Source organism: Kribbella sp. NPDC055110 (assembly GCF_053607525.1).
Window position 1 is genome coordinate 116,490 of record NZ_JBSGTS010000018.1, and the last position, 13,717, is coordinate 130,206.

At 68.1% G+C, this 13,717-nt stretch carries 11 protein-coding genes; 6 read left to right on the top strand and 5 right to left on the bottom strand.

The genetic code is table 11. The features are described from left to right. Nucleotides 1-43: 43 nt before the first annotated feature. From ACWF0M_RS26000 to ACWF0M_RS26010, 3 genes are all read right to left on the bottom strand, one after another. Nucleotides 44-2,509 carry an ABC transporter permease gene (locus ACWF0M_RS26000; RefSeq protein ID WP_452238314.1) on the bottom strand — a complete coding sequence of 822 codons (2,466 nt, stop codon included), beginning with the start codon at nt 2,507-2,509 and terminating at the stop codon, nt 44-46. After that, the gene (locus ACWF0M_RS26005; RefSeq protein WP_452238315.1) at nt 2,506-3,291 is read right to left on the bottom strand and encodes an ABC transporter ATP-binding protein; all 786 of its coding nucleotides are present in this window, start codon (nt 3,289-3,291) and stop codon (nt 2,506-2,508) included. The genes ACWF0M_RS26000 and ACWF0M_RS26005 overlap by 4 nt, the downstream gene beginning before the upstream one ends. Nucleotides 3,292-3,427: 136 nt before the next feature. After that, a complete protein-coding gene (locus ACWF0M_RS26010; protein ID WP_452238316.1) occupies nt 3,428-4,024 on the bottom strand; it encodes a TetR/AcrR family transcriptional regulator in 597 nt (198 codons plus the stop codon). Between the two features lie 108 nt (nt 4,025-4,132). Here ACWF0M_RS26010 and ACWF0M_RS26015 point away from each other — a divergent pair, with 108 nt between their 5' ends. The 4 genes from ACWF0M_RS26015 to ACWF0M_RS26030 all read left to right on the top strand — a co-directional run bounded on the left by ACWF0M_RS26015 (nt 4,133) and on the right by ACWF0M_RS26030 (nt 8,629). After that, complete coding sequence (locus ACWF0M_RS26015; RefSeq protein WP_452238317.1) at nt 4,133-5,128, top strand: hypothetical protein; 996 nt, start codon at nt 4,133-4,135, stop codon at nt 5,126-5,128. A gap of 224 nt (nt 5,129-5,352) precedes the next feature. After that, nucleotides 5,353-6,720 (top strand): extracellular solute-binding protein, encoded by a 1,368-nt coding sequence (locus tag ACWF0M_RS26020; protein WP_452238318.1) that lies wholly within the window; start codon nt 5,353-5,355, stop codon nt 6,718-6,720. A 27-nt stretch (nt 6,721-6,747) separates the two neighbouring features. After that, on the top strand, nt 6,748-7,686 hold the full coding sequence (locus ACWF0M_RS26025) for a carbohydrate ABC transporter permease (RefSeq protein ID WP_452238319.1): 939 nt from the start codon (nt 6,748-6,750) through the stop codon (nt 7,684-7,686). Between the two features lie 115 nt (nt 7,687-7,801). Beyond that, nucleotides 7,802-8,629, top strand: a complete 828-nt coding sequence (locus tag ACWF0M_RS26030; protein WP_452238320.1) for a carbohydrate ABC transporter permease — start codon at nt 7,802-7,804, stop codon at nt 8,627-8,629. A 798-nt stretch (nt 8,630-9,427) separates the two neighbouring features. Here ACWF0M_RS26030 and ACWF0M_RS26035 read toward each other — a convergent pair. Then, a complete protein-coding gene (locus ACWF0M_RS26035; RefSeq protein WP_452238321.1) occupies nt 9,428-10,102 on the bottom strand; it encodes a hypothetical protein in 675 nt (224 codons plus the stop codon). Between the two features lie 163 nt (nt 10,103-10,265). Then, nucleotides 10,266-11,474 carry an MFS transporter gene (locus tag ACWF0M_RS26040; protein ID WP_452238322.1) on the bottom strand — a complete coding sequence of 403 codons (1,209 nt, stop codon included), beginning with the start codon at nt 11,472-11,474 and terminating at the stop codon, nt 10,266-10,268. A 208-nt stretch (nt 11,475-11,682) separates the two neighbouring features. On the opposite strand from ACWF0M_RS26040, the gene ACWF0M_RS26045 reads away from it, so the two are divergent. Continuing rightward, nucleotides 11,683-12,963 (top strand): sensor histidine kinase, encoded by a 1,281-nt coding sequence (locus ACWF0M_RS26045; protein WP_452238323.1) that lies wholly within the window; start codon nt 11,683-11,685, stop codon nt 12,961-12,963. Further along, on the top strand, nt 12,957-13,613 hold the full coding sequence (locus tag ACWF0M_RS26050) for a response regulator (protein ID WP_452238324.1): 657 nt from the start codon (nt 12,957-12,959) through the stop codon (nt 13,611-13,613). The genes ACWF0M_RS26045 and ACWF0M_RS26050 overlap by 7 nt, the downstream gene beginning before the upstream one ends. The last annotated feature ends 104 nt before the right edge of the window (nt 13,614-13,717 follow it).

The following is a 13,717-nucleotide window of genomic DNA, read 5'->3' on the forward strand; positions in this document are numbered from 1 at the left end:
GATTTTTGCCACCCAGCGCAAACTTTGTTCCGGAAAGCAGACGTCAGTCGGCGTATGACGGTTGGGTGGGGGAGTGGCGGAGGGCGGTGGTCGCTGGGATGAGGGTGGATCCGAAGGTGAGGAGCGCGGCGGAGCCGACGACCACGAGGTAGATCCAGATCGGGCCGGTGGGCAGGGCGTCGTTGGACACCTTGGCGGAGAACGGCAGCAGACAGGCAAGCGCGACCACGGTCCCCAGAGTGACTCCGGTCAGCGTGACCAGAGTGCTTTCGGTCGTGAGCATGCGGAGCACTTGGAAGCGCGTCGAGCCAGTCAGCCGTTGCAGTGCGAACTCGCGGCGGCGGCGCAGTGTGGTGGACACCAGGGTGTTGACGACCGAGACCGCGGTGTACGCGATCAGCATGCCGACGAGCATGTAGTTGATCCATGCCTGCGTCTGCAGGTCCTCGACGTTCGAGGCGACCAGCGTGCTGCGGTCGGCTACTTGGACACCCGGGTGGGCGGCGGCGAGCTTCGCCAGACCCGGTCGTACGTCGACGCCCGGTGCGGCCCGTACCAAGATCTGCTTCGTCAACCCGTCCGTCGTATGCGCCGCGACCAGCGACGCGGGCAGGATGATCGTCTCGTACCCGCGCTCGGCCGCGAATGTCGCGACCACCCGCAGCTTCACCGTGGTCCCGTCGCCCAGTGTCATTGTCACGGAGGAGCCGACGCCACGACCGGTCTTGTTCGCCATGTACTCCGGAACCGCCGCGGTCGCCCCGGTCAGACCGGCCAGCGATCCGCTCGTCAACCGAACCGGCGCCGTACCGTTCGCGCCCTGCGCATCCACGCCGATCACCGGCGCACCGTCCTCGTCGAACGGAGCGTTACGAGGCTCGTCGACAGCACCCATGCTGCGCACGAACGAGGAAGCACTCGCCACGCCAGGCACAGCCCGAACCTGTGACAGAACTGTCGGCGAGAGACCTGCATCCGATACCAGTACGGCGTCCGCGCGCAGATCCCGGGTGAACGCCTCCGAGGATGCGTGTACCTGCGTGGTCTGCATGTACAGGTTGGCGGTTGAGATGCCGACGGCAAGCATCACCGGCATCGCCGCGGCCGACAGCGCCACCGACCGCGCCGACAGGTTGCGGATCGCGAGCCGGCCGTTCACCCGGGTCAGCGCCTGGACCGGCCAGCGCCAGATCCCCAGCACCGCCTTGGTCCAGAACGGCCCGAGTACCGCGACACCGATCGCCCAGCAGAGGATGGACGGACCCGCAGTCGACGCGGCGAGCGGACCGGACATCACAGTCGCGGTGACGATCAGCAACGCCAACCCACCGCCGAGGAACAGCAGGCCGAACAGCAACCGGATCCAGCTGAACCACTTGCGCTGTAACGACGCCTCGACCAGCGCCTCGACCGGCTTGATCTTCGCCGACTTCCGCGCCGCGATCAGCCCCGCGCCGATGGCCGCGAGGACCGCCGCGCCGGCGCCGGCCGCGAACGGGATCCAGCCCTGCGAGAACTCGATCACCGGCGAGGCGACCCCGTGCGAAGTGAGATTGTCGAAGAGGAACCGGCCGAGGAAGATCCCTGGAAGGCAACCGAGAACGACGGCCGGAAGCGAGACCATGAGCGCCTCGCCGAGGATCATTCGCCGCACCTGACCAGGCGTCGTACCGATCCCGCGGAGCAGCGCGAACTCACGCTCCCGGTGCTGCGCCGCGAGTGCCAACGTGGACGCGACCACGAACATCATCGTCATCGTCGCGATCCCGCCGAACGAGCCGGCGACCGCGATCAACGCCGTACGGCGTGATTCGGCGTCGGGGTGTTCCGCGAGGCCGCGGTCGACTCCGGCGCGGACGGTCAGATTGCCGTCGACCTCTTCCAATCGGTTCTTCACGGAGGAGAGGTCGGTGCCTGGAGCAACCAGTACGCCGACATCGGCGAAGCGGGACGGGTTGCGGACAAGCTGCGCTGCGTCTCGATCGGAGAAGAACGCGTGGCTGGACGCCTGCGGGGCGATGCCGCTCACGGTGAAGGTCCTCGGTTCGCCGTTGATCAGGAGGGTCAAAGGCGAGCCCACCTTTCCGGTCGAAACCACTACCTGACCGGATCGCGGCGCAGTCCCAGAACTGAGGTGGTAGGGGGCGAGCGCGGCGGACGACCAGTTGTGGCCCTCGGCAACCGAAGCGCCGACGGCGGTGAACGTGTAGTCGCCGACGGCGGCGGAAACGCCTTGGGTGGAACGGATCTTGGCCAACAGATCGACCGGTACGCCGACGCGCTCGGGGAGGGGCGTGGCGTCTTCGGTGCCGGGGCGAAGGTGGGACTGGTTGCCGGTGACAACGAGCGAGGCGCCGGCCAGGCGTTGCGGCTCCACGTTGGACCGGATGCCGGTTTCCATCAGGCCGCCACAGGCCATCACGATCGCCGTACCGAAGACGACCGCGATGAACGTGGCGACGAATCCGCTCTTGCGATGCCGCAAGGTGCGGACGGCCAGGCGCATCATCCCGCCACCGCCTGGAGGGTCGAGCGTGCACCGAGGTGGGTCATCCGGTCGGCGACCGCTTCGGCGGTCGGGGCGATCAGGCTGCCGGCGAGCACGCCGTCGGCGAGGAAGACCACCTGGTCGGCGTACGACGCGGCGACCGGGTCGTGGGTGACCATGACGACCGTCTGGCCCTGGGTACGGACCGGCTCGCGCAGGAGCTCGAGGACGTCGGCAGCGGTCTGGGTGTCGAGAGCGCCGGTCGGTTCGTCGGCGAAGATCACGGCCGGCCGGGCGACGAGCGCGCGGGCGATCGCGACCCGCTGCTGCTGGCCGCCGGACAGCTCACCCGGGCGGTGCTTGGACCGGTCGGCGAGACCGACGCGCTCCAGAACCTGGCGTACAGCGGCCTTGTTCACGCGGCGCCCGTCGAGCTCCTGCGGCAGGCAGACGTTCTGCCAGACGGTCAGCGCGGGCAGCAGGTTGAAGGACTGGAACACGAACCCGATCCGCTCCCGCCGGAGCTCGGTCAGCCTGCGCTCGCTCAGCCCCGCGAGCGGCTGGCCGTCGATGGAGACAGTGCCGGACGTCGGCCGGTCGAGTCCCGCGGCACAGTGCAGGAAGGTGCTCTTGCCCGAGCCGGACGGACCCATCACCGCGGTGAAGGTGCCGGGGGCGAACTTCATCGAGATCCCGTCGAGGGCGGTGACGGCGTTCCCGCCACGGCCGTAGACCCGTCGTACCTCCTGCAGGACGACCGAGTACCCGGTCCCGTCGACTGCTTCCTGCGTCCGTTTCTTCATGTCGCCGACGCTACGGATCAGCGGCGTACCAACCCATGGTGCTGAACCGCCGCCCGATGGTGGACGAAACCCCACCAACAGCCGTTACGTCCGAACATCTGGAGACACGTTCCGCCGAATCTTCGGACGTAACGGGTTAGGGGCGGAGGAGGGCGCGGAGGCCGGCGCTGTAGGTCGAGCGGGTGACGTCACCGATGATGAGGCGCTGCAGGACGAAGCCCGGGATCAGGCCGAACAGGACCTGGGCGACGTGGCGGGGATCGACGTCGGCGTCGATCGTGCCGTCGGCCTGGGCGCGGCGGGCGACTTCCTCGAACCGGTCGCGCAGTTGGGTGTACTTGCCGCAGGCGGTGGTCATGATCGCCGGGTTGCGCAGCGCCTCGGCCCAGGCCTGGACGGCGACCCGCGTGACGTCGCCGCCGGGCCGTTCGGACACCTCGACCACGTGATCGAGCGCGGTTTCCAGCGCCATCAGCGGCGTCAGCGGCTCTTCGGTGGCGAGGATCTTCTGGAACACCTCGTCCACGGTGCTGAGCGCGTCCTCGGCGATCGCCGCGACGATCTCTTCCTTGCTCTTGAAGTACCCGTAGACGGCGCCCGCGGACAGGCCGGACTCGCGGATCACGTCCGCCATCGTCGTCTTGTGGAAGCCCTCGCCGAGCACGCAGGTGCGGGCCGCCGCGACGATCTGCGCGCGGCGCGCCAACCGGTGTTCCTCGGTGACCTTGGGCACGCTCGAAACATAAAACGAATGTCCGTTCTTGACAAGTCGCCGGGCCGTTGCCAGGCTCGGACGTATAAAGAACGATCATTCGGTTTTAATGCCCGAGGGAGTACCACCATGACCACTGAGGCGCACGCGGCCGAACGTCGCCGGCCGCCGCTGATCGCCGTCATCACGCTGCTGACCGCGGTCCTCACGGTGTTCCTGATCGCCTTCGCCTGGCCGTCCGCACGCTCCGAACCGCGGAACGTCCCGCTCGCGGTGTCCGGCCCGACCCCGGCGGTCGCGCAGATCGAGGCCGGGCTCGAGCAGGCGATGCCCGGCGGCTTCGAGATCACCGCCGTACCGGATCGGCAGGCGGCCGTGCAGCGGATCGAGGACCGGGACGCGTACGGCGCGATTGTGCTGGACGCGGCGCAGCCCGAAGTACTCACGGCGTCCGCGGGCGGCCCGGTCGTGGCGCAACTCCTGACCCAGCTGGCCACGCGGATGGAGAGCCCGGCGAAGGTGACCGATATCGTGCCGCTGCCGAAGGACGACCCGCGCGGTGCCGGGCTTGCTGCCGGTGCGTTGCCGCTCGTGCTCGGCGGGATCATCGCCGCCGCCGCGCTCACCCAGCTGGTGCGAACCGGTGCGAAGCGGATGATCGGCGCGGTCACGTTCGCCGTCACCGGTGGGCTCGCGCTGGCCGCCGTACTGCAGTATTGGCTCGGCTCGTTCGAGGGCAGCTACTTCGGCAACGCGGGCGTGATCGCGATGTCCATCGCGGCGATCAGTCTCACGCTGCTCGGACTCGAGTGGCTGCTCGGTACGGCGGGACTCGCGCTCGGCGGCGCCGTGATGATGCTGCTCGGCAACCCGCTCTCCGGGATGACGAGCGCGCCCGAGATGCTGCCGAGCGGATGGGGCACGCTCGGTCAGCTCCTGCCACCCGGAGCAGCCGGTACGGCGTTGCGCTCGGTGAGCTTCTTCGACGGTGCCGGTGCCGCCCGGCCACTCGTCGTACTGACGTGCTGGTTACTCGCCGGAGTCCTGCTCTGCGGACTCGGTGCGCTGCGCTCGCGAGGACGCGCCGTACCGGCTCGTCACGAGGCCTCTGCAGTCGCGGCCTGACAAAGTAGGGGTATGACAACGCGGTGACCGGATCGTTACGTCCCGGTCACCGCGTTACCGCGTACCTGCGGCGACAACGTTGTCTGTCAAGCATTGACTTCGGCCGATCGAGGCTCCTACGGTCGCGGGAAAGCCCGCAGGGTTTGGGTCGTGGTACCGGCATGACAACGATTGCCCGAAGGTGGACCTGAATGATGTCTAGGAAACGTTTCAAAGTGGCCGCCGTGGCCAGCGCACTGCTCCTGGCGGTCACGGCCTGCAGCCAGGGGTCGACGACCAAGCAGCCGGACGCCGGCAGCTCGCAGAGCTCCGGTCCCGCGCACATCAAGATCGCGTACCAGCAGTGGGGCCCGGGCGTCGTGATGAAGAACTTCCTCACCGGCGTGAAGAGCGAGTACGAAGCCGCGCACCCTGGATCGCAGGTCGAGATCGTTCCGGTCGTTGCCAGCGAGAACGACTACTACACCAAGATCCAGCTGATGATGCGCTCGCCGAACACGGCGCCGGACATCGTCTACGAGGACACCTTCCTGATCAACTCCGACATCACCGCGGGGTACCTGAAGCCGCTCGACGACTACATCGCCAAGTGGGACCAGTGGAGCCAGTTCGAGGACACCGCCAAGGGTGCGGCACGCGGCCAGGACGGCAAGACGTACGGGATTCCGGACGGCACCGACACTCGGGCACTTTGGTACAACAAGCAGATCTTCGCGAAGGCCGGCCTGCCCGCCGACTGGCAGCCGAAGACCTGGGACGACGTGCTCAGCGCGGCGCGCACCATCAAGCAGAAGGTGCCGGGCGTGATCCCGTTCAACATGTACTCCGGCAAGCCGATGGGTGAGGCCTCGGCGATGCAGGGCTTCGAGATGCTGCTCTACGGCACGAAGGACACCCTGTACAACTTCGACCAGAAGAAGTGGGTCGTCGGCAGCCAGGGCTTCAAGGACTCGCTGAACTTCGTCAAGACCGTCTTCTCCGAGGGCCTGGCGCCGTCGCCGAAGGACGCGCTCAGCCCGAACATGGGCAGCAAGGTCGGCACCGAACTGCTGCCGCAGAGCAAGCTGGCGATCGACCTGGACGGCTCGTGGATCTACGGCAACTGGCTGAAGTCCGGCGCCAAGCCGTGGCCGCAGTGGAGCACCGTGATGGGCCAGACCGCGATGCCGACCCAGGACGGCAGCGGCAAGGGCAAGGTCAGCCTCTCCGGCGGCTGGACCTGGGCGATCCCGGCCAAGTCGAAGAACCCCGACGCGGCCTGGGACTTCATCAAGACCCTGCAGACGCAGAAGAACGCCGCCAAGTACGCCACCGACGGCGCGCAGATCGCCGTACGTAAGGACGTTGCGTCCGATGCGGCGTACAAGTCGTCCTCGGCGAGCACCCAGTTCTTCACCGACCTGGTGTCGGTGACCGTGTACCGCCCGGCGCTGCCGGAGTACCCGAAGGTCTCGAACGAGATCATCACCGCGATGGAAGCGGTGATGACCGGTCAGACCCCGCCGGACGGTGCCGCGAAGAACTACGACCAGGCGGTCGAAGGCATCGTCGGCGGCAAGGACAAGACGACGACGCAGAGCACCGGCCAGTAGCCTCCGGCTCGAAGGGACATCTCCCCTGTGACGACGACCGTCGCCCCGACCTCGGCCACCGCTCCCTCCGGTAAGTCCACCGGAGGGAGCGGGAAGCCGAGGGCCGCCAAGCTGGTCCGGATGCTGCCGCTGTCGCCGGCCATCGGACTGATGCTGGTCTTCCTGGCCGGCCCGATCCTGTACTGCGTGTACGCCGCGTTCACCAACATGGCGCTGACCGGAACCGGCGCGGCGAACGTGCAGTTCGTCGGCCTGGACAACTTCCGCAAGGCGTTCAGCAGCGGCGCGTTCACGAACGCGATCTGGCTGACGCTGGTGTTCACGCTGATCTCCGCGATCATCGGGCAGAACAGCCTCGGCCTCGGCCTCGCGCTGCTGATGCGGAAGTCGACGAAGGTGGTCCGGAACTTCGTCGGTACGGCGGTGATCGGCGCGTGGGTGCTGCCCGAGGTGGTCGCGGCGTACCTGCTGAGCGCGTTCTTCAACGACGACGGCACGCTGAACGTGATGCTGCACTGGGTCGGCCTGCCCGGTCAGGACTGGTTGTACGGGGCACCGATCATCGCGGTCTCACTGGCCAACATCTGGCGCGGTACGGCGTTCTCGATGCTGGTGTACTCCGCCGCGTTGAGCGAGATCCCCAAGGAGATCGAGGAATCCGCCGAGATGGACGGCGCCGGCGGCTGGCGGCGGCTCGCGTTCGTCACGCTGCCGATGATCACCCGCGCGATCATGACCAACCTGATGCTGATCACGCTGCAGACGCTGAGCGTGTTCGGCCTGATCTTCGCGATGACCCGGGGCGGCCCGGGCACCAAAAGCCAGACGTTGCCGCTGTACATGTACGAGCAGGCGTTCAGCTTCTCCCAGATCGGCTACGGCACCGCGATCGCCCTGGTGATGCTGGCGATCGGCGCCGTCTTCTCACTGATCTACCTGCGCGGACTGAATTCGGAGGCCGCATGACAGTGCACATGCCGCGACTCCGTCGCGGGGGATCATGGGGCTGTAACTCCCGGTCTTCCCTCGTCGCTCCGGTCGCTTCGCTCCCTGCGCTCCTCAGTCCAGACCGGGAGGCCCCATGATCGCCCGAGACAAGATGAGCAAGCTGGCATCGAACCTGGTGCTGCTGGCCATCGGCGTACTGTTCGTGCTCCCGTTGCTGTGGGTGCTGTTCGCGTCCATCAACCGGACCGCGGGGCTGCGGGTCGAGTTCCCGACGCATCCGACGCTCGGGAACTTCAGCGCGGTGCTGAACACCGACACGACGTACCGGCCGGTGCTGAACGGCATCGTGCTGTGCGGTGGGGCCGCGTTGCTGACGATGGTCTGCGCGGTGCTGGCGGCGTACCCGTTGTCGCGGTTCCGGACGCGGTTCAACCGGCCGTTCCTGCTCACCGTGCTGTTCTGCACCGGGCTGCCGATCACTGCGGTGATGGTGCCGGTCTACGGGTTGTTTGTGCAGCTGAACCTGGTCGACACGCTCGGCGGCACGATCATGTTCATGGCGACTTCGGCGTTGCCCTTCGCGATCTGGCTGACGAAGACGTTCATGGACGGCGTACCGATCTCGCTCGAGGAAGCGGCCTGGGTCGACGGCGCCGGGAACATGCGCGCGCTGCGGGCGATCGTGCTGCCGTTGATGTGGCCGGGGATCGCGGTCGTGCTGATCTTCACCTTCATCGGCATGTGGGGGAACTTCTTCGTCCCGTTCATGCTGCTGCTGTCCCCGGAGCGGTTGCCGGCGTCGGTCAGCATCTTCACGTTCTTCGGCCAGTACGGCGAACCGAACTACGGGCAACTGGCGGCGTACTCCCTCATCTACACCACCCCCGTACTCCTCCTCTACCTCCTCCTCAGCCGCAAACTAGGCGGCGCCTTCGCCCTCGGCGGCGCCATCAAAGGCTGAACAGCTGCCGCGAACAAACACCGCTTCGCGGCAGCTGTTCTGTTGGCCGGCTGGGCACGGGAATGGATATCCGGCTCTTGTGACCGGTGTGTGGGTGGTCGACAGGTCCCGGGGCGGTACCGGGCTCGGCGTGATGTGCACGCTCGACAGGAGGTGTCGGGCGGCCGGGTAGTGCACCTGAGCGTGAACGTGCCCGCGCGTACACCGTCTCGCCGGTGCACTACCTGTCGACCTTGCACATCACCCCCGCCCGCAAGCCACCACGCCGCACGCCGCCACGCCGCCACCAACCCGATCCCCCAGCCGGCACCACCACACCCCCGCCTCGGGCAGAAGACCGGATATCCCCTCGAATGGTGGGTTCTCTGCTCGTACACCAGGGGAGAACCCCCAACGCGAGCGGATAACCGCCTTGTGACGCAGGTGTGGGTCGGCTGGGCTGAGTTGGGCGGCGCCACGACTCGACGTGAGGCTGCACGGGCGGGCCGTGCGAGCTGGTGCGGCGGGGAAAGAAATCGTCGTTCCGTGCAACTTTGTTTCCCCGCTGTTGAGGATTGGCGCGGAGCGAGCGGGAGTTCTCTCCCACTGACCTCCGTCATTCACGGGTGAGCCGCCGTGGTGGGCAGCGGCCCCGCACAACCTGTCCCGGGTCCCTGGTGGGGGGCGACGACCACCCACACATCGGACAGAAGACCCGGATATCCGTTCTTGTGCCGGTCCGTGTGTCGACAAGCCAGGCCGGCGAGAGCAGGGCAGTTGAGGTCGTGGCGGGTCGCCGGTGGGCGGGCGGGGGCTGCGTCAGTGGGTGGTGAGGGTGGTGCGGGTTTGTTGCCAGGATTGGAGTTTGGCGGCGAAAGGGGTTTCCCATTGGAAGTCGGAGACGCCTTGGGTGAAGCGGGACAGGGCGATGGGGGCCAGGGTGCCGGCGGATTCCGGGGCGGATTCTACTACTAGGGCCAGGCGGATGGTGAAGGTTGCCAGGCGGGTCAGGCGGGAGTGGTCGGGGGTTGTCTCCAGGTCCTTCAGTTGGCCGCGGAGCTGTTTGATCGTGCGGAGCGCCGTACGGTGCTCGCCGCGGCCTGAGGGCTGGTCGAGTTCGTCGGCTGGGATGCCTAGCAGCTCCGCGACATCCTCCGACGGTTCGGCCGCCGGAGTTGCCTTGCCGAACAGGCGGGGCTTGTCGGTCTGGAGGCGGTCGGCGATCTCGTCGAGGAGGATGTCGAGGGTGCGGACGAGCTCGGGTACGGCCTTGTCGGCGGTCCGGCGGCGGTTCGAGTCCAGGGCGGCGACGCGCGCGTGCTCCGCCTCGATCGCCGCGCGCAGCGACTCCGGCCAGTCGTCGAGACCGGTCAGCTCCTCCTGACGGGGCGCGGACGGGTTGAGGGCACTGGGGTCGAGCGGCTTGGCACCGGCGCGAGCCGCATCGATCTCCTCGCCGATCTTCTTCTGCGGTCCAGGAACAATTGAGCTCACACATCCACCTTAGTGCCCCGTAAGCGCTGTAGCTCGACGCTATCGGCGCCCAGGCACGCACCTCGCGGCACTTGCCCAGCGCCCACGATGCTCCGCATCGAGGCCACTGACCAAGCACCCCGATGCACGCACCTGGACACCGCTATCGTTCGACCTACAGCGCTTACGGGGCACTACGCAGGTTCCACACGGACGGGACGACGAGCGTGATGACGGTGATGAGGACGAACAGTGCGGCGCCGTACAGTTCGACGGCTTTCGCGCTGATCGCTACGGCGACGTACCCGACCGTGAGTTGGCCGACCGGTCCGGCGATGAACGAGCCGAGCATGTCGTACGACGACACGCGCGACAGCTTGTCGATGGGGACGTGTTGGCCGAGTGCGGTCTCCCAGCTGATCCCGAAGATGTCGAAACCGACGCCGAGCACGAACGCCGCGATCGCCATCGCCCACAGCTGGGGGAGCAGTGCGAGGCACAGCATCACCGGGACCGTGAGGAGCATGCCGAGCATCCCGATGCGGAGCGGGCGGCGTGGTTTCAGGCGGAGCATGATGAGGCCGCTGGCGATCAGTCCGGCGCCGAAGCAGGCACTGACCACACCCCAGCCCGTCCGGCCGAAGGTGCGGTCCGCGATCACCGGGCCGAGGACCTGGTAGCAGGCCGTGTAGATCAGGTTGAGCAGCGCGAACGCGAGCACGATCACCCAGACCCACTGCCGGGACGCGAACTCCTTCCACCCCTCCCGCAGGTCGGTCAGCACCGAGCTCGCCGCCCGCTCGATCCGCGGGATCGTCAGGCGGAACAGCAGCAGCGCACCGATCAGGAACGTGACGCCGTCCACCGCGAGCCCGATGCCCGGACCGGTCAGCCCGACGATCACACCGGCGACCGCGCCGCCGCCGATCATCGCCGCCGAGCGCGCGAACCCGGCGATCGCGTTCGCCTGGGGGAGTTCGGCGCGGTCCACGATCGACGGCAGGATCCCGGTCATCGCGGGCATCACGAACGCGGCCGCCACTCCGTTCACCGCTTCGATCGCCGCGAGCTGCCAGATCGTCGCGTGCCCGGTGAGGACGAGCGTCGCGGCCAGCCCCTGGGTGAGTCCGCTGATCGTGTTGGCCGCGACCAGCACCAGGTGCCGGGGCAGCCGGTCCGCGATCACGCCGCCGATCAGCAGGAACACGATGTTCGGGATGCTCCGCGCCGCCAGTACCGTCCCCACCGCGCCGGCCGAATGCGACACGTCCAGCACCGCGAACACCAGCGCCACCGGGGCGATCGCCGATCCGAGGATCGAGATGAACCGCGCCGACACGAAGATCCGGACGTCCCGATGCCGCAGTACGGCCAGATCCTGCCGAAATCCCACCCCGCCACCCCTCTCGCAAACTTCGTGATCCTATCCGCGCCGAGGACCACGGATCTCCGGAACTTTTCTGCCGCGTGGTGACGATTTCTTTCCGGAAAGCTCCGGTCCGGTGGGTGGTGCGGGAGTACGGTCGGTAGTTGTGAGGGGGCGTCTGAGTGGTTTTTGGGCGGCACGGGGAAGCGTCACGCTGGCGCTGCTCGTAGCCGGGATGGCCGCCGCGGCTGTGGCCGTGGGGCGGTGGGAGCGCGAGTTCGGGTACCAGAGCCCGGCGGCGTACCTCGTGCTCGAGACGGTCAACTCGTGTGTCGCGCTGCTGCTCGCGTTCCTGGTCTACGGGCGATTCCGGCGTACCAACACCTGGCAGGATCTTCTGCTGCTGCAGGGCCTGATCGTTCTCGGTACGGCGAACGCTCTGCTGAGCGTCACGCTCGCGAAGAACGAGCCGGTCGGTGCGTTCGGCAACTGGCTTCCGCCCGCGCTGCGGACCGTCGGGACGTTGCTGATCGCGGCGTCGGCGCTCGTCCCGGATCGCCAGGCACGTCGGCGCGGCTGGCGGCACTGGGCGTTGGCGCCGGTGATCGCGGTGATGCTCGTGATCAGCGCGGTCCTGTACTGGCGGAGAGACTCGCTGCCGGAGTTCTCCTCCACGAATGCACCCTTGATCCCGGCGCTCGTGACGTTCACGTGCTTCGCGGTGGCCGCGGTGGCGTTCACGTTGCAGGCTGGCAGCCGGGACGACGTACTGCTGCGTTGGCTCGGTCCCGCCTGCGCGGTGGGTGCGTTCGCGCGGCTGAACTATCTGATCTTTCCGCCGGCGCGCGAGGACTGGCTGTACTCCGGCACCGTGTTGCGCACCGCGTCGTACCTCCTGCTGCTCGTCGCCGCGGGCCGCGAGATCAGCCGGCACTGGGCCTTGCAGGCGGAGGCCGCGGTGGCCGAGGACCGGCGACGGCTGGCTCGCGAGATGCACGCCGGCGTACTGCAGGAGCTCGGCTACATCCGCTCGGAGATCTCGTCCTTCGCCGATCGCCCACGCGCCGAACGGATCCTCGCCGCCAGCGACCGCGCGCAGGACGAGGCGCGGCAGATGCTGGAGGCGCTCGGGCGGTCGGACGACGAGCCGCTCGGTCTCGTGCTGCACCGGGCGGTCGAGGAGCTGGCCCAGCGGTACGGCGCGACGCTGGATCTCGAGCTCGACGAGTCGATCGTGGTCGACCGGGCGCAGCGGCACTCCCTGGTCCGAATCGCCCGGGAAGCGGTGCTGAACGCGGTCCGGCATGGCAGGGTGGATCGGGTCAGGGTCGAACTGGGCCGTGACGGCGAGGGCAGCAGGCTGCGGATCTCCGACGACGGGGACGGGTTCGATCCCGGGGGATCGCGCACCGGGTTCGGGCTGATCAGCATGCGGGAGCGTGCGGAGACGCTGCCCGGGACGTTCGACCTGACCTCGCGGCCGGACGAGGGGACGACGGTGGTGGTCAGGTGGTGAACGCGGAACCAGGGGGTCCCAGCCGCGTGGTGATCGCGGACGACCACCCGCAGCTCCGGGCGCACATCCGGCAGGCCCTGGAGGCGGGCGGTTTCGAGGTCTGCGCCGAGGCGGGCAACGGGCCGCAGGCGGTCCGGTACGCCGAGGAGCACCGGCCGGACGTCGTACTGCTCGACATCCACATGCCCGGCGGCGGAATCCGGGCGGCCGCGGAGGTGTCCCGGCTGCTGCCGGAGATCGCGATCGTGATGCTCACCGTGTCCCGCGACGACAACGACCTGTTCGACTCGCTCCGCGCGGGCGCATCCGGCTATCTGCTGAAGGACACCGATCCCGGCCGGCTGCCCGCGGCGTTGCGCGGCGTGCTGTCGGGGGAGGCGGCGATCCCGCGGTCGCTGGTCGCGCGCATCCTCGACGAGTTCCGGGAACCGGGGCGCCGGCGTACGGTCCGGCGGTCGAAGGCGGCCCTACTGACGTCCCGCGAGTGGGAGGTGATGGGCCTGCTCGGCGAAGGACACACGACCGAGGAGGTCGCCAAGCGCCTGTTCCTGTCACCGACGACGGTCCGCGTGCACATCTCGTCCGTACTGCGCAAACTCCGGGTCAAGGACCGCCAGGCAGCCATCGACCTGCTCCGCGACGAACGTTAGCGACCGATCGTGCGGGCGATCCCCCCTCTTCACCGCCCCCACGATCGGTACCCTCCCGGCGACCATGTGCACCCCTCCGCGCACACGCTCTGCGATCACCCTAA